The following is a 19042-nucleotide window of genomic DNA, read 5'->3' on the forward strand; positions in this document are numbered from 1 at the left end:
GCGGGGAGGAGGCCCTATGGAGCGTTCGTCCAGGGAAGTCGTGCAGGAGAACCGCGATTACACGCTGTTTTCCTGGTCAGTGCAGAGCACCGCAAACCCCATCCACATGACCCGCGCCCAGGGGGTATGGTTCTGGGACGGGGACGGCAACAAGTGGCTTGACCTCAACGCCCAGCTCATCAACATGAACGTGGGACACCAGCACCCCAAGGTGCTGGAGGCCATAAAGAAGCAGGTAGACGAGCTCTGCTTTGCCGGCCCCGGCTTCGCCACCGAGCCGCGGGGTCGGCTCGGGAAGCGGTTGGCCGAGGTAACCGGCCTGGCCAAGAGCTTCTTCACGCTGGGCGGGGCCGAGGCCAATGAAAACGCCATGAAGATTGCTCGGCTGTACACCGGCCGGGACAAGATCATTACCCGCTACCGCAGCTACCACGGGGCCACCATGGGGGCCATGACCGCCTCTGGCGACCCCCGGCGCTGGCCGGTGGAACCCGGTATACCGGGTATTGTCCGGGTTTTTGACCCCTACTGCTACCGCTGCCCCTTCGGCAAAACGGTGGACAGCTGCAGGCGGGAGTGCGTAAGCCACATTGAGGAGGTCATTGAGCTCGAGGGGCCCCACACCATCGCCGCCATCATGGTAGAGGGCATCACCGGCTCCAACGGGGTGCTGGTGCCTCCCGACGACTACTACCCCAGATTGCGGGCGCTTTGCGACAAGTACGGCATCCTGCTCATCACCGATGAGGTAATGAGCGGCTTCGGCCGCACCGGCAAGTGGCTTTCCACCCAACACTACGGTATCAAGCCCGACATCGTGACCTGCGCCAAGGGTCTGACCAGCGGCTACATGCCTTTAGGGGCGGTTATCGTTTCTGCCCCGATCGCTGAGTTTTTCGAGAGGAACATGCTCTGGGGTGGGCTCACCTACTCCGGCCACCCGGTCTCCTGTGCCGCGGCCCTGGCCAACCTGGAGGTCTACGAGGAGGAACGCATCTTCGAGAACACCGAAGTCCAAGGGCGCTACCTGGCCGAGCGGCTCGAGGCCATGAGAAAGTACGCCTGCGTGGGGGATGTGCGGTACAAAGGCCTCTTCAGCGTGATTGAGCTGGTAAGGGACAAGGCCACCAAGGAGCCCCTCGCCCCCTACAACGGCACCTCACCCGAGATGCAGAGGCTGGCCGCCTACCTCAAGTCCAAGCACATCTACGTCATGACCCGCTTTCACATGCTCTGGATCTGCCCCCCCTTGGTCATCAACCGGGAGGAGCTCAAGTACGGCCTGGACATTATCGAGGAAGCTCTCGAGGAGGTGGACCAGATGCTGGGGGTGGCCCGCGCCGCGGCCGACTGAAGGCCAAAGAAGCGTTTCCAAAAGGGAGGCGCCTGGGGTAGACTACCCCTGCTATGCGGCTTCCCCGCTCGTTCGGGGTGCTCCTTCACCCCACCAGCCTTCCTGGCCCTTGGGGCATTGGCACCCTGGGAGAAGAAGCGCGGAGGTTTGTGGACTGGATGGCCGCCGCGGGCGCGCGGTGGTGGCAGGTGCTGCCCCTGGGGCCCACCGGCTATGGCGACTCCCCCTACCAGTCCTTCTCGGCCTTCGCGGGGAACCCCTACCTGGTAGACCCCAGGCTTTTCTTCGCCAAGGGCTGGCTAGAACCCGAGGAGCCCCCCCCTCTCCCGGATCACCGGGTGGACTACGGTGGGCTCTACAGGACCCGCTGGCCCCTTTTCCGGCGGGCCTTTGCCGGCTTTCGCGCCCGGTCCTCAGAGGAGGATCAGGCCAGTCTGGAGAATTTTTCACGGGAAGAGCAGGGCTGGTTGGACGATTACGCTCTCTTCATGGCCCTAAAGCACCGCTTTGGCGGCGAGCCTTGGAACCGCTGGCCCGAGGAATTCCGCGCGCGCAAGCCGGAAGCTATGAAAAGTGCCCGAAAAGACCTGGCCGACGAGATAGCCTTCCACGTCTGGCTGCAGTGGCTCTTCTACTCCGGCTGGGACGAGCTAAAGAGGTACGCCGAGGGCAAGGGGCTTGGAATCATCGGGGATATGCCCATCTTTGTGGCCTTTGACTCAGCCGATGTGTGGGCCCACCCCGAGTACTTCTGCCTGGACGAGAACGGGAACCCCACAGGGGTGGCCGGCGTGCCCCCCGACTACTTCTCCGAAACCGGCCAGCTTTGGGGCAACCCGCTTTACCGCTGGGAGGCGATGGAAGAGGACCGCTTCACCTGGTGGGTCGCCCGGCTGCGCCAGGCTTTACGGCAGGCGCACCTGGTGCGCGTAGACCACTTCCGAGGCTTTGAGGCCTACTGGGAGGTGCCCTTCGGCAAGCCGACCGCGGTAGAGGGCCGCTGGGTCAAAGCGCCCGGAGAAAAGCTCTTCAAAGCGCTTAGGGAAGCCCTGGGGGAGCTCCCCATCCTGGCGGAAGACCTGGGGGTCATCACCCCCGAGGTAGAGGCTCTCCGGGACGGCTTCGGCTTCCCCGGGATGAAAATCCTGCAGTTCGCCTTTTCTGACGGGGGAAACCCCTTTCTGCCCCAAAACTATCCCGCCCACGGCAATGTGGTGGTCTACAGCGGTACCCACGACAACGATACCAGCTTGGGCTGGTACCGAACTGCCCCTCCGGCCGAGCGCGCCTTCATGCGCAGGTATCTGGCCCAGGAGGGCATTCGCTGTCTATCGGAGCGCGAGGTGCCGGGGGCCCTTGTTGAGCTGGCGCTCAAAAGTCCTGCCCGCCTGGCCATCGCACCGCTTCAGGACATCCTGGGGCTGGGCCCCGAGGCCCGCATGAACTTCCCCGGTCGCACGGGCGACAACTGGACCTGGCGCTACCAGCCAGAGGACCTGGGGCTCGAGCTGGCCCAGGGCCTCCGGAGCTTGGTTGAGGCTTACGGGCGCGTGTAAGCTGGGGGCATGCGGCTGGATGGGGTGCTTGAAACCTGCCTCTACGCCGCCGACCTGGAGGCTGCCCGGCGTTTCTACCAGGAGGTGCTGGGCCTGGAGCTCGTTGCCGAGCAGGCCGGACGACACCTCTTTTTCCGGGCTGGAGAGGGAATGTTTTTGGTCTTCAACCCCGAGACCACCCTTCGGGAAACTACCCTCCCAGCCCACGGGGCCCAAGGCCCGGTGCACGTCTGTTTCCGTGTTCCAGCCCAAGACCTGGAAGCCTGGGCGGTGCGGCTGGAGTCCTGGGGGTATCCCGTAACCTGGGCCGGCTGGAGGGCAGGGCGGAGCCTCTATGTGCGGGACCCTGCGGGCAATCTGGTGGAGCTAGCACCCGCCGCCATCTGGGGCCTTCCCTAGGCCTTAGAGCAGCTCCAGCCCTACCTCTTCCCCCTCTGGCAGCCGGTAGGCTCGGTAAATCCCCCTCTTCAGATCAAAAATGACGTAGGGCACCCGCCAGTAGGCCTCGGCCACATCGGTGCTGCTGGGCTCGGCCGGCCCCTGGGGGTGGGAGTGGTAGATGGCTAGTAGCTCCATCCCCTCCGCCTCGGCCCCCTGCAGGGCGCGCAGGACCGCCTGCGGCTCCGCACGGTAGCGCAACCAAGGGGTAGGATGGATGTTCTTGAGAGGCAAAACCCTCTCCACCCGGCCTGCTCGACCCAGCCAAAGCCCCACCCCCTCCTCGGGATAGGCCCCTCGGAGATGGGCCAGGGTCTGCTCGAGGCAGTCCTTTGAAAGCCGCAAAACCTTCATCCTCGGCGAACAAAATCCAGGTACTCAAAGGCAAAAGCGTGGCGCTCATCGGCTGAATGGTACTCGCGGTAAACAAGGCTCCAGCCGTCGGGCCCCCACTCCGGGAAAAAGGCATCGGCCCCGTCCACCTGGGCGTCCACCTGGGTTAGGTAGAGGTGGGTCGCCAGGGGCAGGGTCAGGGCGTACACCTCTCCCCCACCAATCACCCAAAGTTCCTCATCCTGGCTCAGGGCCTCCTCGAGGGAGCCCACCACCTCTGCCCCCTCGAGGCTAAGCCCTCGCTGCCGCGTGAGGACTAGGTTCCTCCGCCGGGGCAGCGGGCGCCCAATGCTGTCGAAGGTCTTGCGGCCCATCAGGATGGTCTTCCCCATGGTTAGGGCGCGAAAGCGCTTGAGGTCGTCGGGCAGGTGCCAAGGCAGAGCCCCCTGGCGACCAATGGCACGGTTCTTGTCCAAAGCGGCGATGAGCGCAATCTTTCTCATAGATACCCCGCGCTTGCCTTTCCCCATCTGGAGCCTGTGGAAGGCGCGAATCTGTGCCTTGAAGAACAACCCTATACAGCGGAGGTGCCTAGACCGCCACCGGGGCGGGGATGGCCGGGTGAGGGTGGTAACCCTCCAGGGTAATGTCCTCGTAGGTGAACTCAAATAGGTTCCGCACCTCGGGGTTGAGCCGCACGGTGGGCAGGGGCCGCGGCTCGCGGGAGAGCTGCAGGCGGGCTTGGTCGAAGTGGAAGCGGTAGAGGTGGGCGTCGCCTATGGTGTGGATGAACTCCCCGGGCTTCAGCCCCGTCACCTGGGCCACCATCAGGGTGAGCAGGGAGTAGGAGGCAATGTTGAAGGGAAGGCCCAAAAAGATGTCGGCGCTGCGCTGGTAGAGCTGGCAGGAAAGCCTGCCTCTGGCCACATAGAACTGGAAGAGCACGTGGCAGGGGGCCAGGGCCATCCGGGGCAGGTCGGCCACGTTCCAGGCACTCACCACAAGGCGGCGCGAGTCGGGGTTGCGCTTGATCTCCTCCACCACCCAGGCCATCTGGTCAATGGTCTGGCCGTTCGCCCCTTCCCAGCTCCGCCACTGCTTGCCGTAAATCGGCCCCAGCTCGCCCGCTTCATCGGCCCACTCATCCCATATGGTCACCCCATTTTCGCGCAGAAAACGGATGTTGGTCTCGCCGCGTAAAAACCACAAAAGCTCGTAGACCACGCTTTTCCAGTGCACCTTTTTGGTGGTCACCAGCGGAAAGCCTTCTGAGAGGTCGAAGCGCATCTGGTAGCCAAAAACGGAGCGGGTACCCACCCCGGTGCGGTCGGGCCTGTCCACCCCGTGCTCCAGCACATAGCGCATCAGGTCGTGATACTGCTGCATCGCCGTCAGTCTAGCAGGATTTCCGGGAAAGAAGCCTTAGAAGGCGCAGGGCGTACAGGGGGGCATAAAAGTAGGCTGCCGAGCCAAAGCCGGTGAGGGCATACCCGCCGGGAATGGGCTTCAGGTAGTTCTGGTCCAGCCGGTAGCGCACCCCGGCCCAGCTCCCGCGGGTCTCGGGCCGGTAGCCGAGCAGCCTTTCGGCCTCCGCCATCAGCCACCCGACCTCGTGGGGCTCGGTCTGGTGCGGCGCGTAGCTGTTGCGGTGGGGCAGGTAACTGCCCCCCAGGCTGTGCCCGGCCACGTACACCCCATACGAGCGGGCCTGCTGGAAGTATTCCTGGGTCAGAAGCACCGAGCCCGGGGTGAAGCGCCCCCCCAGGCCCAGGAGGTGCGCCCCGCTTGCCCCTCCTGCGTACACCACCAAACCCGCCCGCAGGGTGCGGGGCTCGGGGGTGCGAAGGTGAAGGGTGCTCCCCTCGAGCCGCTCCACCTCGGCATACCAGATGTTCAGGCCCTGGGCCAGGCGGTGCAGGAGGGGGGCGGTCTCGAGCCAGCCCGCGTTTTCCAGGTAGAGGCCCTCATCCAGCCACACATGGGGAATCCGGCGGCCCTCGAGGCGGGCCTTCCAGGCTGCCCGACTGGCCTCGGGAACGGGCCTGAGGAGGCCCCGCTGCAGCGGAACAAAGCGGGGGTAGAAGTCCCACAGCGCCGCCAGCGCCTCCTCGGCCTCGGGGGCCACCACCCCACGCTTACCCCGCACCGGGTTCAAAAGCGCATCCGGCACCCGGCTGGCCTCGCCCAGCTCGCGGGCCACAACCAGCACCTCTTTGCCAGATTCATGAAGCATCCGGGCCGCACACAGCCCAGCGACCCCCGCACCCACGACGGCTATTTCAATCATGCTCAATGCTCATGCGGTCTTCGCGGCGCACTGAGCATATCCAAATTCAGGTCCATGGGCACCCTCCGGTGGAAACGTCAGGAACCACCTAAGCCATCATTAGCGGAAGAGTAGCCGGCGCCTCGGCCCCCACCACCTCCCCAAACAGCATGTGCGGGGTGGCCTGCTTGACCACCACCTGATACAGCCCCGGACGGGGCGCCTGGGCCGCTGGAATCAGGGTGGGGTGGTTGCCCCGGGTGTGGCCTTCCACGTAGCTTTCGTCCTTGGCCGCGCCGCGCACCAGCACCTCCACAGTCCGGCCCACCCAGCGCTGATTCTGGCGGTAGCTCCACTCCTTTTGCTTCTCAATCAGGCGCTGGAGCCGCTCCACCTTCACCTCGCGGGGCATGTCGGGGAAGTGCTTGTAGCTGGGGGTGCCGGGGCGGGGGGAGTAGATGAACATGTAGGCCTGGTCGTAGCCCACCTGGTCGTAGAGGGAGAGGGTCTCCTGGAAGTCCTCCTCGGTCTCGCCGGGGAAGCCCACGATGATGTCGGTGGAGAGGACCACCTCGGGCAGGGCCTCGCGGATGGCCCGGATGCGGTCTAAGTACCACTCGCGCCTATACTCCCGGCCCATTCGGCGCAGCACCCGGTTGGAGCCCGACTGCACCGGCAGGTGGATGTAGCGGCAGACCGCCGGGGTCTCGGCGATGGCGGCGATTACGTCGTCGGTAAAGTTGACCGGGTGGGAGGTGGTGAACTTGATGCGGGGAAGGCCCATCTGGCCCACCATCCGCAAAAGCTCGGCAAAGCTCGGAAAGCCGGGCTGATCCTTGCCGTAGGAGTTCACGTTCTGGCCTAGGAGGGTGACCTCCACCACCCCAGCCGCTTTGAGCTGCTCAATCTCCCGCAGAATCAGGTCGGGGTGGCGGCTCACCTCGGGGCCCCGGGTGGTGGGCACGATGCAGTAGGTGCAGTGGTGGTTGCAACCCCGGATGATGCTCACGTAGGCCGATAGGGCCCCTTTGGGCGGGGGGGGCAGGTGGTGGGTGAGCTCCTCGCGAAAAGAGAGGTCCCAAAAGCGGCTCTTGGCCTCTAAAGCCTTGCCAATCTCGGTAAGGGCACCAGGTCCCAGCAGGATGTCCACCCCGAACTTGCGGGCCATCTGCTGGCCCTCCTCGAGCTGGGCCAGGCAGCCCATCATGCCCACCAACAAGGGCCGCTGTTCCTTGGCCTTGCGCAGCTCGCCCAGAAGCGAGCGCACCTTCTCGACGGGCTTACCCCGCACCGCGCAGGTGTTGACCAGCACAAAATCGGCTTCCTGCCAGGTGTCTACAAATTCCGCGCCCAACGACACCAGCTCGCTTTTCACGAGGTGGGTGTCGTACTCGTTCATCTGGCAGCCGTAGGTGATGATGTGGGTTTTCATGCCAACCTCTGGGCCGACCGGAGGGATTCCGGGACCGCACAAGAACCCAGTGTAGCAGATGCCGTCATGTTGCGCCCGCTTGGCCCGAGCTTTAGCCTTGTAGGGCATGAACGTGCTGCTGGTACACGCCCACCCCAACCCCCGTTCCTTCAACGCTGCCCTGCGGGACACAGCCATACGCACCCTGGGCCAGGCCGGGCACAGCCTCCTCCTCTCTGACCTCTACGCCATGCGCTTCAACCCGGTGCTCTCCCTCGAGGAGCTCATGGGAGAACCGCAGGAGGTGGAGGGAGAGATGGAAAAGGTACGGCGGGTCGATCTGCTCCTGTTCCTGTTTCCCATGTGGTGGTACGGGATGCCAGCCATCATGAAGGGCTGGATTGACCGGGTTTTCGCCTACGGTTTCGCCCACGACGAGGAGCACTCCTTTGAAAATGGGCTGCTCAAGGGGAAAAAAGCCCTGCTCTGCCTTACCACCGGGACCCGCGCGGCCTACTACCAAGAAGCCCCCGAGCGAAACCTCATGCGGGTGCTGGAACCCATCCACTACGGCATCTTCGCCTACTGCGGGATGGAGGTGCTACCCCCGTTCATCGCCTACGGACCCGCTGAGATGAGCGAGGCTGAGCGCAGGGCAACCCTCGAGGCCTTCCGGGTTTACCTGCAAGGGCTACCTGAACTAAAACCCCTGCGCTTCAGTCACGATAGCCTGTAGCTATGCAACGCCGTACTTCGCTGGGCGGTCTGGCCTCGCTCGGCCTGGGCCGAACCCAAAGGCCCTCAAGACGGGCATCCCCGGTTGGACAGCGGCTCTGCGCGCGCCGCGGGAAGGGTCGGTGTTGCAACGAACCACGGGGACACTGGACTCCTTGGTAGGCAACCATCCCTCCCTTTCGCACCAAGTCTCCTTCGTCTTCTGCCCAGAAGCCCCGTAACCCACAATTAAGCCGGAGGAGGCCCGAACGACATGACCCAGGGTGAGGTACGCGAGATGGTCTGGACGGCGCTGGCCCGACACCACGCGGCCACCTACCCCCTTCCCCCCCACGGCCACCACCCTAACTTCGTCGGGGCCAGCCGAGCCGCTGAACGGCTGATGCGCCTGTCCCTTTGGCAAAGGGCCCAGGTGGTGCTGGCAGGACCCGACCAGGTGCTCAAGCCCCTGCGGGAAGCGGCCATGAAGTCCGGCAAAACCGTGCTCATCCCCCACCCAGACAGAGCCGGCCAGTACCTAAGCCTAGAGGGCCTGCAACCCCAGCAGCTAAAGCGTATCCGGGAGGCCGCCTGGCTCGGCCGGCCTGTGGACCTGGACCACCTCCCCATTGACCTGGTGCTGGTGGGCTCGGTAGCGGTGGACGAAAAACAGGGTTGGCTGGGCAAGGGCTACGGCTTTCCGCCGAAGAACCTTCGGATTGCTGCCCCATGGGCCACCTTGGCCCACACCCTGATGGTCTTTGAGGCCCTGCCCTGCGACGCCGAACGCAGGGTGGACCTGATCGCCACCCCACACCAGGTTATCGGCATCTGAAGTAGGCTTGTGGCTATGTGGACCAAGGAGGAGCTTGACCGCTACGCACGCCACATCGTGCTCCCTGGGGTCGGGGGAGCAGGCCAGGCCCGGCTAAAGGAGAGTAGGGTGCTGGTGGTGGGAGCCGGAGGGCTGGGGGCCCCCGTGCTGCTATACCTGGCCGCCGCCGGGGTAGGCCGGCTGGGAATTGTGGAGATGGACCGGGTCGATCTCACCAACCTGCAGCGCCAGGTCTTGTTTGACACCCCCTCTATCGGTGAACCGAAGGCCGAGGTAGCCAAAGCCCGCCTGCAGGGTTTGAACCCCCACGTAAGGGTGGAGGTCTACCCAACCAAGCTGAGCGCGGCGAATGCGCTGGAAATCCTCGAGCCCTACCACCTGGTCATCGATTGCAGCGACAACTTCCCCACCCGCTACCTGGTCAACGATGCCTGCGTGCTCCTAGACAAGCCCCTGGTGTACGGGGCCATCCACCAGTTTGAAGGGCAGCTCTCGGTTTTCCACCACCAGGGCGGCCCCTGCTACCGATGCTTATTCCCCAGCCCTCCCCCACCCGGTGCCGTACCCTCCTGCGCCGAAGCAGGGGTCTTCGGGGTGTTGCCCGGGGTGATTGGGAGCCTGATGGCCGCCGAGGCCATCAAGGTACTGATAGGCCTGGGCACCCCCCTTTCAGGGAGGTTGCTGCTCTACGAAGCCCTAGAACCCCGGTTTCGCGTCCTGCGGTTGGCTCGCAGGGCCGACTGCCCAGTATGCGGCGAAAACCCGAGTGTAACTACACTGCAAGACTACGAGCTTCTCTGCGGGGTTTCGGTGTAAAAATCGCATTAGACTACACCGTCTCAGGGTGTAGGAAGGGGAATTTATGGCAACAGCAACCATTGCGAGGGGACTGGAGGACGTCATCTTTACCGAAAGCAGCCTTTGCTTCATCGACGGAGAGCAGGGGAGGCTCTACTACGCGGGCTACAAAATTCAGGACCTGGCCGAGCACTCCACCTTTGAGGAGGTCACCTACCTACTGCTGCACGGGCGACTACCCAGCAAAACCGAGCTGAAGACCTTTAGCACCAAGCTGGCCTCCCTGCGGGCCCTGCCGCCCTCGGTGATCAAGCAGATCAAGCAGTTCCCCAGGAATGCTCACCCGATGTCCATGCTGCGGACCGCGGTGAGCGAGCTGGGAATGGCGGACGAGACCGAGGCCGATGTCTCACCCGAGGCTCTCTACGAGAAGTCGCTTTCGCTCATCGCCAAGTTCGCCACCATCGTGGCTGCCACCAAGCGGCACCGCGAGGGTCAGAGGATACTAGCGCCGCGCAAGGGCCTCTCCCACGCGGCCAACTTCCTCTACATGTCCAACGGCCGGGTCCCCAGCAAGGAGGAGACCAAGCTAATGGACGTGGCCCTGATTCTCCAGGCTGAGCACGGCTTCAACGCCTCCACCTTCACCGCCATTGCCACCTTCTCTACCCAGGCCGACATCTACAGCTCCATCGTGGCTGCGGTAGGGGCTCTCAAGGGGCCGCGCCACGGCGGGGCCAACGAGGCGGTGATGAAGATGATCGCCGAAATCGGGGCCCCTGAAAATGTCTCGAGCTGGCTGGCTGAGTTGCAGGCTAGAAAGGGCCGGGTTATGGGAATGGGCCACCGGGTCTACAAGTCCTACGACCCCCGGGCTGGGGTACTGGACAAGTACGCCGCCTTGGTGGCGGCCAAACACGGGCACAGCAAGGAGTACGCTATCCTAAAGGAGCTCGAGCGGCAGGCTGGGGCCATCTACAACCCCAAAGGCATCTACCCCAACGTGGACTTCTACTCCGGGGTGGTCTACTCAGACCTGGGGTACTCCCTAGAGTTCTTCACCCCCATTTTCGCTGTAGCCCGCATCTCCGGCTGGTGCGCTCACATTCTGGAGTACAGCAAGACCGACAACCGCCTGTTGCGGCCCGACTCCCACTACACCGGGAAGCTCGACCTGCCCTACATACCCCTGTCCAAGCGTTAGGCCCGGCCAGAATCCGTGCCCGCCCCCAGTGGGGCGGGTTTTTCTAAAAACCAATGCCTCCCGCTGCCTCCCCAAAGCGCTTCAGCACCAGATCAATTACCCACCCCGTTACCGCCACGTACAGCCAAACCGGCACCGTCCAGCGAGCCCAGGCCCTGTGCACGGCAAAACGACCCTTGAAGGCGTTGTAGAGAAGCCAAAGCACCAGGGGGCCATTGAGCGCGGCCAGCACGGTGTGGCTGATGAGCAAAGCGTAGTAAGCCGCGCGCCACTCCTCCGGCCCTGCGTAGCGGGTGGTGCCGTACAGGCCCCACTTGAGTAGATAGAAGACCAGAAAGAGCGCCGCCAGCACGGTAGCTACCAGCATGACCCGGGGGTGCCAGACCCGGTTGCCGCGGCGGATGAGGATGACCCCCACAACCACCGCCAACCCCGAAAGGCCAATGAAGGTGGCTGCGATATCTCCGAGCAACTCTCCCATCTTGTGCGCTTCCTCCCCGTTGCCGCGGTGTCCCGCGGCAGCCCCAAAAATACACAACCCCTCCCCAGGACATTTATCCCGGGGTCACACCTGCAAACTCTGGCCCAGCCGCTCGGCCAAGCGGCGTACCCGTTCCTCCCTAGAGGTACGGGCGTAGCTGTAGCCCAGGATAAAGGCCCGCTCGGCCTCCTGCCGGCGGCCCCGCTGGCCCTCGAGCTGGGCTAGGCGCAGGTAGGCCAGGGCCATCATCCCGTCGCGCTCCTTGGAGGGGCGCACCATTTCCAGCAGATCCACCGCCTCCTTGAGTGAGACCACCGCCTCCTGCAGGGGCAGCTCACGCGCCTTGCGAATCAGGAGGGCCGCTTGGTCGAGCAAGCGCTGCACAACGCAAAGTATACAACGGGGGATTGACGGAAAGCGGACAAAGGGAGAAGACTCTCCTCATGACGCCCTACGAGGCCTTCCAGATGCTCGAGCTGCGCGTTGGCCGCATCCAAAAGGCCGAACCCCACCCAAAAGCCCGCAAGCCTTCCTACTGCCTTTGGATAGACCTCGGCCCCCTAGGCGTGAAGCAGAGCAGCGCTCAAATCACCGATCTCTACACCCCCCAGGACCTGGTGGGCCGGCTGGTCATCTGTGCCACCAACCTGGGGGAACGCAACATCGCCGGCTTCCGCTCTGAGGTGCTGGTACTGGGCCTGCCCGACGAGGCTGGGCGGGTGGTGCTCCTCTCGGCCGAGCGGGAAGTGCCGCTCGGGGGCCGGGTTTTCTAGGAACCTTCAGGAACCCCTATCCTGGGCAAAGCATCAGGACCCCACAGCAACCTCCACCACCAGCCAGCCCAGGAAGAAAAGCGCCGCAAGAAGTGCCAAGCGGTACCGAAGGGAAAAAGCCCCCTTGCCCTTGAAAAACCCAGGCACGCGGTTTTGCACGGCCCCTCCTCAGTAGTAAAGCCCAGGAAAAGTCTGGTTGCCCCCCGAATCAACCGCCTCCGCCAAAAAGCGCCGGGCCCGCTCAGCCACCGCCTCAGGCGAGGGCTCATCCCCGCGGCTGGCAAAACCCAGGCTCAGGGTCAGCTGGAGCTCGGGGTGCAGGGTCTGCCAGGGGTACTTGAGCACTGCTACCCGGAGCCGCTCGCACACCCCAAAAGCACGGTCGCCGCTAATACCCCGCAAAATCAGCGCCAGCTCAACCTCCCCTACCCGGCCTGCGATGTCTGAAACCCGCAAAGCCCTGCGCACAAGCTGCCCCACCCGCCGCAAGGCCTCCTCGACGACCCCGGGGTCCAAGCGCCGGGTCACTTGTGAAAGCCCGTCCAGCCCAACCCAGACCAGGCTGAACACCTCGCCGCTCTGATGGACCTGGGCCAGAGCTTCCCCAAAGGCCTCCTTGCTCAAAAGCCCGGTGAGAGGGTCTGCCTGCACCAAGGTGCCGCGAGCCCGCAAAAGGGCCTCATTGCGGACCTGGAGCAGCTCCAAGGCCCTCTCCAAGTCCAACCGCAGGGCTTCCAGGTGGGGGATGGGCCGCTCGAGCTCCTCCCTCATGTGCCTCAGGAGCTCCATCAGCCTCAGGTCCTCGTCCCGCAGAGTTTCCGCCGACATAGCCAAAGCATAGAAGACCAGCCCGCCGGGAGTTGTGCTGTATGAACATAACCTAAAAGGCAGAAAAACCCCACCAAGGGCTAGGGGGACTCCACCGTTCAGTGGATTGACAAGGCCAAACGTGGGCTTTCTACCAATGTGAGCCCAGCCTCCTTCGGGAAAGCTCTTTGGGGGGTAACCTGAAAGAGGGATGAGTTCGCTTACCGAGGCCTTGGTGCTGGAGGCCCTCAAGACCGTTCAAGACCCCGAGTTGCACAAAGACCTGGTCTCGCTGGGCATGGTGGAGCAGGTGAGTGTGCGAGGCGACCGGGTAGCGGTCCGCATCAACCTGACCACCCCCGCCTGCCCCCTCAAGGAACGTATCGCTGAGGACGTGCGCTCCGCCCTGGAGCCCCTTGGCGCTGCTGAGGTTGAGGTGCACTTTGGCGCCCAGGTGCGCGGACCGCAAAACCCGCCCTTACCTGGCATCAAGCACATCGTGGCGGTGGCCTCAGGGAAAGGTGGAGTGGGCAAGAGCACGGTGGCGGCCAACCTGGCGGTGGCCCTAGCCCAGGAAGGGGCCCGGGTGGGCCTCCTTGACGCCGACATCTACGGTCCCAGTCAGGCCCAGATGTTTGGCGTCCAGGGCGAGAAACTGAGGGTGGACGAGCAAAAGCGGATGGTCCCCCTCGAGCGCCACGGCGTAAAGCTCATCAGCATGGCCAACATTGTCCCTGCGGGACAGGCCATGGTCTGGCGGGGGCCCATCCTGCACGGGGCCGTCCGCCAGTTTTTGCAGGAGGTGGCCTGGGGGGAGCTGGACTACCTGGTGGTTGACCTGCCCCCCGGCACCGGGGATGTGCAGCTCTCCTTGTCCCAGCTTACCCAGCTTTCAGGAGGGGTCATCGTCACCACTCCCCAGGAGGTGGCCTGCATAGACGCTGAGCGCGCCTTGGACATGTTCCGCCGGACCCAGGTAGAGGTGCTGGGGATTGTGGAGAACATGTCCTTTTTCGAGCAGAACGGCCAGAGAACTTACATCTTCGGGCAGGGCGGGGGACGGCGGATGGCTGAGCGGCACAGGACCGCTTTTCTGGGGGAGATACCGCTGGCCCTCTCGGTGCGGGAGGCAGGGGATGGTGGAATTCCCGTGGTGGCAGGCCACCCCAGCTCCGCCGAGGCCGAGGCCTTCCGCCAGGTAGCCCGCAACCTGGCCGGGCGCCTCTCGGTGAAGACCCAGCTACTCTTGCCCATGGCCTAGGAGCGTATGGCCTTTGGTCTTGGCGAAACCAAGCTCCGCATCCTCGAGACCCTACGGACCCGCTCGAGCTGCGCAGGTTCGCTGGCGGAGTCGCTGGGCATCTCCCGGGTAGCGGTGCATCGGCACCTGGAAGACCTCGAGCGGGAAGGGCTGGTGCGGGCGCGGATCGAAAAACCCGAGGGCCGAGGGCGCCCCAGGCAAGTCTACGAGGCGGTGGACGAACAGGCCCCTTACGCCCGCATGTGCGCCGATGTGCTCACCCATTTGAAAGAGCTCCTCGGGGCTGGCGTGGTGCTGGAGGTCTTATCCCAGCGCAACGAAAAGCTCCTCCAGGAACTAGCCCCGCACCTGGAGGGCCTGAGCCTGGAGCAGAAAATCTACCGCCTGGCCGAGTTTCTCACCGGACAGGGCTACCAGGCCCACTTCTACCAGGAGAACGGGGTCTGGTACCTAGAGCAGGGCCGTTGCCCCAAGCTGGCCCTCTCCTTGGAACACGCCGAACTTTGCGAAGCGGAGTTGCACCTGTACCAAAAGCTGCTGGGTACCCCTATCCTCCGGGAAGAACGCATCGCCGCTGGGGGCAGATGCTGCCGCTACCGTATCGCACTCCAAGAAGCTACCAAAAAACCTGACAGGGAGCCTTCCCGTTGAGTTTCAGCGGTATGGGCGGCTACCTGCCCGCCAAAAAGGTTCCGCAGAATGCGGGCCCCAGCGGCCTCAACCAAGGCTCGATGAGTATACTGAGAAATCAGTATCGCTTGTCAAGTCTGGCTCTGCTATCCTGAAGGCATGGAACGCTTTACCCGGCAGCGGCAGGCCATCCGCGAGGTGATGGCTGAGCTGGACCGGCCCCTCTCCCCGGCCGAGGTCCTCGAGGCGGCCCGCCGCAAGGTACCCAGCCTAGGCATTGCCACGGTTTACCGCACACTCAAAGGGCTGGTAGAGGAAGGCAGCGCCGTGGCAGTTGAGCTACCCGGACAGGCCCCGCGCTACGAGCTATCTGGGAAAAGACACCACCACCACTTCCACTGCACCCACTGCGGCAAGGTGTTTGAGCTGGAGGGCTGCCCCGGCGACTTTTCCTTTATGCTCCCCCAAGGCTTCCAGGCTGAGCGGCACGAAATTGTGCTCTACGGCCGCTGTACGGAGTGCGGCGTCTAGAATCCCTGGAGTAGCAAGGCCAGCTCCTCCTCCCTCACCTCACCTATGTGGCGCCTCACCAAGCGGCCCTGCGCATCGTAGAAAAGCGTCACGGGTAGGCCTTGCAAGCGCAGGGGTTCGCTCAAAAGGGCCTCGGGATCCAAGAGCAGGTTGGGGATCCGAAGCCCCAGCTCGGCCTCAAAGGCCTCCACCGCCACCAAGCCATCGCTGACGTTTAGGAAGACGAAGTTGAGCTGCGGGTGGGCCTTGGCGGCTCCAAGCAGCAAAGGCATCTCCCGCCGGCACGGCGGGCACCAGGTGGCCCAGGCGTTGAGCACCACCGGCTTACCCAAAAACGCCCTCAGCTCAACCTTTTCTCCCTCTCGGTTTTGAGCCCAGCCAGAAGGCAGGACTTCCTGGGAGCGACCCTCTGGGCGCAGAAAGGCCAGCGGGACCAGGAGCCCCAAGAAAACAGCCCACCATACCCAGTGCCGCATCTCACAACCAGTCTAGACGACGCCCATAAGGAGATACCGGGATACCGCTCACCCTTGGGGTATGGTAGGGGTATGCGGGTACACCTGGTGGCGGTGCAGACAACCCTGCAACGGGAACCCTACGCCCAGCCCGAGGCCTTCCGGAGGTACGTCCTGGAGCTCACCCGGCGGGCCACCCAAGGCCTCCCTGAGGGGGAGCCCCGCCTGGTAGCCTTCCCTGAAGCCTTCGGCTTGCCGCTTCTGTTCTGGCTGGAAGCCCCGCTCGAAGCCCAGCAGGCCCCCACCACCCTCCAGGCCGCACTCAGGCTGTTGCGGGCCTGCTGGCCCGCCGCCCTGAGGCTCGGCGTGCTGAGCCCAGCGGTTTTTTACCACCTGCGGGCGCCTCAGGTCTGGCCGCTTTACCAGCAGGCCTTCGCCGAAGCAGCCCAAGCCTTCCAGGCCTACATCGTGGCGGGGAGCCTGTTTAGCCCCTTGATGGACTTTGAACCGGCCCGGGGGCTTCATCCCCAAGGCCCCAAGGCCTACAACCTCTCCCTCTTCTTCTCCCCAAAGGGCCGCCTGCTGGGAAGAATTCCCAAAATGCGCCTCACCCCCCACGAACGAAGGGCCTTCCTGAGTCCGGGGCCTCCCGGGCGACAGATCCTAGAAACCCATCTAGGTCGCATATCCGTCCTCATCTGCCTGGACGCCTTCCACGACGACCTGATCGAGCAGGCCGACGCAGCCGGGGCCTGGCTGGTGGTGCAACCCTCAGCCAACCCAGCCCGCTGGGAAGGCCCCTGGAGCGGCGACCCCAGCCAGATAGAAGGGGAGGTCTGGCTGCGAGAGGGCCTGGCAAGGAAGCTTCTGGACCGGGAAAACCTGCGCTACGGACTCAACCCCATGCTCAACGGCGACCTCTACGAGCTTCACTTTGAAGGGAGGAGCGGAGTCTACCAGGCTGGCGGCCCGCTGGCCCTGGCCGAAAGCCCCTTAGGCGAGGCCTTGGTGCGGGCTACCGTTGAAGTGGAGCCCTAGCCCGCGAGGGCTGCAAACGGTGCCAGGGCTTCCTCCAACCAAACCTTGAAGCCCTCCAGACCCCGCCGGTACATCCGAGCACGCCGCTCAGCCTTCCTGGCCCCTTCCAAGGGGGGCACCAGGCCCCAGTTGGCGTTCATGGGCTGGAAGTTCTCGGGGTTGGCACGGGCCAGGTAGGACACCAACCCCCCCAGCATGCTCTCCTCCGGGGGCACCGTGGGGGGAAGGCCCAGGGCCAGCCGGGCAGCGTTGAGACCAGCTAGAAAGCCGGTGGCGGCAGACTCCAAATACCCCTCCACCCCCACCAGCACCCCAGCCACCAGCAGGCGCGGGTGCTGTCGGAACTGCAGGGTAGGCTCCACAAGGCGTGGCGCGCAGAGATAGGTGTTGCGGTGCATCACCCCATAGCGCACAATCTCGGCCCTCTCCAGCCCCGGTATACTCTGGACCACCAGCTTCTGGTCCCCCCACTTGAGACCGGTCTGGAAGCCCACCAGGCTCCACATCCGCCCCTGGGGGTCCTCGGCCCGCAGCTGCACCACCGCGTAGGGCTCCTTCCCGGTGCGGGGGTCGGGCAGCCCCACTGGCTTCATGGGGCCAAAACGGGGGGTATCGTAGCCCCGCCGGGCAAGCTCCTCTATGGGCATGCAACCCTCGAAAAACTCCAGCTGCTCCCAGTCGTGGGGGGTGTGCCGGCGGGCCTGGGTGAGCACCTCGTAGAAACGACGGTACTCCTCCTCGGTCAGCGGGCAGTTCAGGTAGTCGGCGCTCTGCCCATAACGGCCCGCCCGGTAGACCACCCCGTGGTCTATGCTCTCTCCCAGGACCACCGGGGCAGCTGCATCATAAAAGCTCAAGAAGTGGGCCCCCAAGAGCTCCTGCAGGTGCTGGGCCAGCGCGTCTGCGGTGAGGGGACCGGTGGCCAGAACCACCACCCCCTCCTCGGGCAGGGCAACCACCTCCTGGCGCACCACCCTCACCCTAGGGTGCCCCTCCAACGCCCGGGTCACCTCGGCAGAGAATCCCTCCCGCTCCACCGCCAAGGCCCCCCCCGCGGGCACCCGGTGCCGATCCGCAGCCCGCAGGATGAGGGAACCCGCCGCGCGCATCTCGGCCTGCAAAAGCCCCTTGGCGTTGGTCTCCCCTTCTCCGCCCAGGCTGTTGGAGCAGACCAGCTCGGCGAAGCCCCCAGTGCGATGAGCAGGGGTCATCCGCAAGGGCCGCATCTCGTAAAGCCGCACCTCCAACCCCAACCGGGCTACGGTGTAGGCTGCCTCAGACCCAGCCAGACCTGCCCCAATAACGTGCACCATCCTCATCCCATCCAGTGTAATTCAGGCCCCAACCAAAGCCTATACCCCTATGGCAGAATTTGGTGTGCCGTCAAATTGCCACACCTTGCACCGCCGAGGGTTCTCGGGGAGGTCGTATGTTCAGGGAGGAGCTCGAGCTAAACATCCAAGCCCCACGAGAAGCGGTCTGGGCCGCTTTCCAGGACTTCTCAAGCTGGCCCTCCTGGGCCAAGGCCATCCGCAAGGTGGAACGGCTGGAGAAGGGCTGGCGCTTCGTAGCCCACGGCCAGCCTCCGGTGGAGCTGGTCTGGGCCGCCGAGGCCACCGTGCGGCGGCCCCCGGAGTACCTAGCCTTCGCTAGCCTCCCTGGGGAAGCCCACAACCTCGAGCTGCACGGCCACATCCGGCTCAGCGAGCTACCCGATGGCTCTACCCACATGGAGGTTTTGGTAGAGGGCAAACCCCACTACCATAGCCGTGTTCTGGACAGGATTGCCGACCTGTACGCGATGGTCTTCGGGGAACCCAACAAGCTCCTAAAGGTCACCTTTGAGCAGCTCAAGGTCCACCTGGAGGAAACCCATCGCCGGCAGCTCTCCGCGGAAGCGACCTAGGAGGCCTGGCGCAAGCGGGCATCCTCCAGGGCCCCTAGGGGCCGGTCCAGGTGGGGCAGGTCAAAGACCAGCTCCTTCACACCTGAGCCGGGTAGCTCAAACATCAGGTCCACCATCGCTTTTTCAATGATGGAGCGGAGCCCCCTAGCCCCGGTCCCACGCTTCAGGGCGCGCCGGGCAATCTCCCGCAAGGCTGCTGGGGTAAAGTGCAGCTCCACCCCTTCCATGCGCAGAAGCTCCTGGTACTGGCG

The 19042-nt window shown here is 64.3% G+C and carries 23 protein-coding genes and 1 pseudogene; 13 read left to right on the forward strand and 11 right to left on the reverse strand.

Annotated elements, in window-relative coordinates:
• Window positions 1-16 precede the first annotated feature (16 nt).
• Genes NZ849_RS02175 through NZ849_RS02185 form a run of 3 tightly spaced genes read left to right on the forward strand, consistent with a single transcriptional unit; the run spans window position 17 to window position 3309 of the window.
• Entirely contained in the window at window positions 17-1354 is a 1338-nt protein-coding gene (locus NZ849_RS02175; protein WP_295386953.1) for an aminotransferase class III-fold pyridoxal phosphate-dependent enzyme, read from the forward strand.
• A 53-nt stretch (window positions 1355-1407) separates the two neighbouring features.
• Entirely contained in the window at window positions 1408-2910 is a 1503-nt protein-coding gene (gene malQ / locus NZ849_RS02180; protein WP_295386956.1) for a 4-alpha-glucanotransferase, read from the forward strand.
• Between the two features lie 9 nt (window positions 2911-2919).
• The gene (locus tag NZ849_RS02185; RefSeq protein WP_295386959.1) at window positions 2920-3309 is read left to right on the forward strand and encodes a VOC family protein; all 390 of its coding nucleotides are present in this window, start codon (window positions 2920-2922) and stop codon (window positions 3307-3309) included.
• 3 nt (window positions 3310-3312) lie between these two features.
• Here the strand turns inward: NZ849_RS02185 and NZ849_RS02190 are convergent, their stop codons facing one another.
• The 5 genes from NZ849_RS02190 to miaB form a co-directional block, all read right to left on the reverse strand.
• The gene (locus NZ849_RS02190; RefSeq protein ID WP_295386962.1) at window positions 3313-3702 is read right to left on the reverse strand and encodes a M67 family metallopeptidase; all 390 of its coding nucleotides are present in this window, start codon (window positions 3700-3702) and stop codon (window positions 3313-3315) included.
• The gene (locus NZ849_RS02195; RefSeq protein ID WP_295403526.1) at window positions 3699-4184 is read right to left on the reverse strand and encodes a dihydrofolate reductase; all 486 of its coding nucleotides are present in this window, start codon (window positions 4182-4184) and stop codon (window positions 3699-3701) included. The genes NZ849_RS02190 and NZ849_RS02195 overlap by 4 nt, the downstream gene beginning before the upstream one ends.
• 88 nt (window positions 4185-4272) lie before the next feature.
• Window positions 4273-5067, reverse strand: a complete 795-nt coding sequence (locus tag NZ849_RS02200; RefSeq protein ID WP_295386968.1) for a thymidylate synthase — start codon at window positions 5065-5067, stop codon at window positions 4273-4275.
• Between the two features lie 10 nt (window positions 5068-5077).
• Window positions 5078-5968, reverse strand: a complete 891-nt coding sequence (locus NZ849_RS02205; RefSeq protein WP_295403529.1) for an FAD-dependent oxidoreductase — start codon at window positions 5966-5968, stop codon at window positions 5078-5080.
• A gap of 88 nt (window positions 5969-6056) precedes the next feature.
• Window positions 6057-7379: a tRNA (N6-isopentenyl adenosine(37)-C2)-methylthiotransferase MiaB gene (gene miaB, locus NZ849_RS02210; protein ID WP_295403533.1), complete on the reverse strand. Its 1323-nt coding sequence runs from the start codon at window positions 7377-7379 to the stop codon at window positions 6057-6059.
• Window positions 7380-7485: 106 nt separating this feature from the next.
• Between miaB and NZ849_RS02215 the strand changes: the two genes are divergently transcribed.
• The 4 genes from NZ849_RS02215 to NZ849_RS02230 all read left to right on the forward strand — a co-directional run bounded on the left by NZ849_RS02215 (window position 7486) and on the right by NZ849_RS02230 (window position 10909).
• The gene (locus tag NZ849_RS02215; protein ID WP_295386977.1) at window positions 7486-8094 is read left to right on the forward strand and encodes an NAD(P)H-dependent oxidoreductase; all 609 of its coding nucleotides are present in this window, start codon (window positions 7486-7488) and stop codon (window positions 8092-8094) included.
• Between the two features lie 252 nt (window positions 8095-8346).
• The gene (locus NZ849_RS02220) at window positions 8347-8907 is read left to right on the forward strand and encodes a 5-formyltetrahydrofolate cyclo-ligase (RefSeq protein ID WP_295386980.1); all 561 of its coding nucleotides are present in this window, start codon (window positions 8347-8349) and stop codon (window positions 8905-8907) included.
• A gap of 15 nt (window positions 8908-8922) precedes the next feature.
• Complete coding sequence (locus NZ849_RS02225; protein WP_295386983.1) at window positions 8923-9723, forward strand: molybdopterin-synthase adenylyltransferase MoeB; 801 nt, start codon at window positions 8923-8925, stop codon at window positions 9721-9723.
• Window positions 9724-9769: 46 nt separating this feature from the next.
• A complete protein-coding gene (locus NZ849_RS02230) occupies window positions 9770-10909 on the forward strand; it encodes a citrate synthase/methylcitrate synthase (protein ID WP_295386986.1) in 1140 nt (379 codons plus the stop codon).
• Between the two features lie 43 nt (window positions 10910-10952).
• Here the strand turns inward: NZ849_RS02230 and NZ849_RS02235 are convergent, their stop codons facing one another.
• Together NZ849_RS02235 and NZ849_RS02240 are read right to left on the reverse strand one after the other, a co-directional pair.
• Window positions 10953-11390 (reverse strand): DUF420 domain-containing protein, encoded by a 438-nt coding sequence (locus NZ849_RS02235; protein WP_295386989.1) that lies wholly within the window; start codon window positions 11388-11390, stop codon window positions 10953-10955.
• An 84-nt stretch (window positions 11391-11474) separates the two neighbouring features.
• The gene (locus tag NZ849_RS02240; RefSeq protein ID WP_295403535.1) at window positions 11475-11774 is read right to left on the reverse strand and encodes a hypothetical protein; all 300 of its coding nucleotides are present in this window, start codon (window positions 11772-11774) and stop codon (window positions 11475-11477) included.
• Between the two features lie 59 nt (window positions 11775-11833).
• Between NZ849_RS02240 and NZ849_RS02245 the strand changes: the two genes are divergently transcribed.
• A complete protein-coding gene (locus NZ849_RS02245; protein ID WP_295386995.1) occupies window positions 11834-12163 on the forward strand; it encodes a tRNA-binding protein in 330 nt (109 codons plus the stop codon).
• Window positions 12164-12331: 168 nt separating this feature from the next.
• On the opposite strand, the gene NZ849_RS02250 is transcribed toward NZ849_RS02245, so the two are convergent.
• Entirely contained in the window at window positions 12332-12991 is a 660-nt protein-coding gene (locus NZ849_RS02250) for a GGDEF domain-containing protein (protein WP_295403537.1), read from the reverse strand.
• Window positions 12992-13181: 190 nt separating this feature from the next.
• Here NZ849_RS02250 and NZ849_RS02255 point away from each other — a divergent pair, with 190 nt between their 5' ends.
• From NZ849_RS02255 to NZ849_RS02265, 3 genes are all read left to right on the forward strand, one after another.
• Complete coding sequence (locus tag NZ849_RS02255) at window positions 13182-14231, forward strand: Mrp/NBP35 family ATP-binding protein (protein WP_295403542.1); 1050 nt, start codon at window positions 13182-13184, stop codon at window positions 14229-14231.
• Window positions 14232-14237: 6 nt separating this feature from the next.
• Window positions 14238-14882, forward strand: a complete 645-nt coding sequence (locus NZ849_RS02260; RefSeq protein ID WP_295387009.1) for an ArsR family transcriptional regulator — start codon at window positions 14238-14240, stop codon at window positions 14880-14882.
• 138 nt (window positions 14883-15020) lie between these two features.
• Window positions 15021-15392 carry a Fur family transcriptional regulator gene (locus NZ849_RS02265; RefSeq protein WP_295403545.1) on the forward strand — a complete coding sequence of 124 codons (372 nt, stop codon included), beginning with the start codon at window positions 15021-15023 and terminating at the stop codon, window positions 15390-15392.
• Here the strand turns inward: NZ849_RS02265 and NZ849_RS02270 are convergent.
• A complete protein-coding gene (locus tag NZ849_RS02270; RefSeq protein ID WP_295387014.1) occupies window positions 15389-15868 on the reverse strand; it encodes a TlpA disulfide reductase family protein in 480 nt (159 codons plus the stop codon). The two genes, NZ849_RS02265 and NZ849_RS02270, sit on opposite strands and share 4 nt — an antisense overlap.
• Window positions 15869-15940: 72 nt before the next feature.
• On the opposite strand from NZ849_RS02270, the gene NZ849_RS02275 reads away from it, so the two are divergent.
• Window positions 15941-16885: a nitrilase-related carbon-nitrogen hydrolase gene (locus tag NZ849_RS02275; RefSeq protein ID WP_295403547.1), complete on the forward strand. Its 945-nt coding sequence runs from the start codon at window positions 15941-15943 to the stop codon at window positions 16883-16885.
• Here the strand turns inward: NZ849_RS02275 and trmFO are convergent.
• Window positions 16882-18204 (reverse strand): methylenetetrahydrofolate--tRNA-(uracil(54)-C(5))-methyltransferase (FADH(2)-oxidizing) TrmFO, encoded by a 1323-nt coding sequence (gene trmFO / locus NZ849_RS02280; protein ID WP_295387019.1) that lies wholly within the window; start codon window positions 18202-18204, stop codon window positions 16882-16884. The genes NZ849_RS02275 and trmFO overlap by 4 nt on opposite strands.
• A gap of 110 nt (window positions 18205-18314) precedes the next feature.
• Between trmFO and NZ849_RS02285 the strand changes: the two genes are divergently transcribed.
• The gene (locus NZ849_RS02285) at window positions 18315-18791 is read left to right on the forward strand and encodes an SRPBCC family protein (RefSeq protein ID WP_295387022.1); all 477 of its coding nucleotides are present in this window, start codon (window positions 18315-18317) and stop codon (window positions 18789-18791) included.
• On the opposite strand, the pseudogene clpX reads toward NZ849_RS02285, so the two are convergent.
• Window positions 18788-19042: pseudogene (clpX, locus tag NZ849_RS02290) on the reverse strand (ATP-dependent Clp protease ATP-binding subunit ClpX); the annotation flags it as partial. The gene NZ849_RS02285 and the pseudogene clpX overlap by 4 nt on opposite strands.

This window comes from Meiothermus sp. (assembly GCF_025060375.1).
Classification (GTDB): domain Bacteria; phylum Deinococcota; class Deinococci; order Deinococcales; family Thermaceae; genus Meiothermus.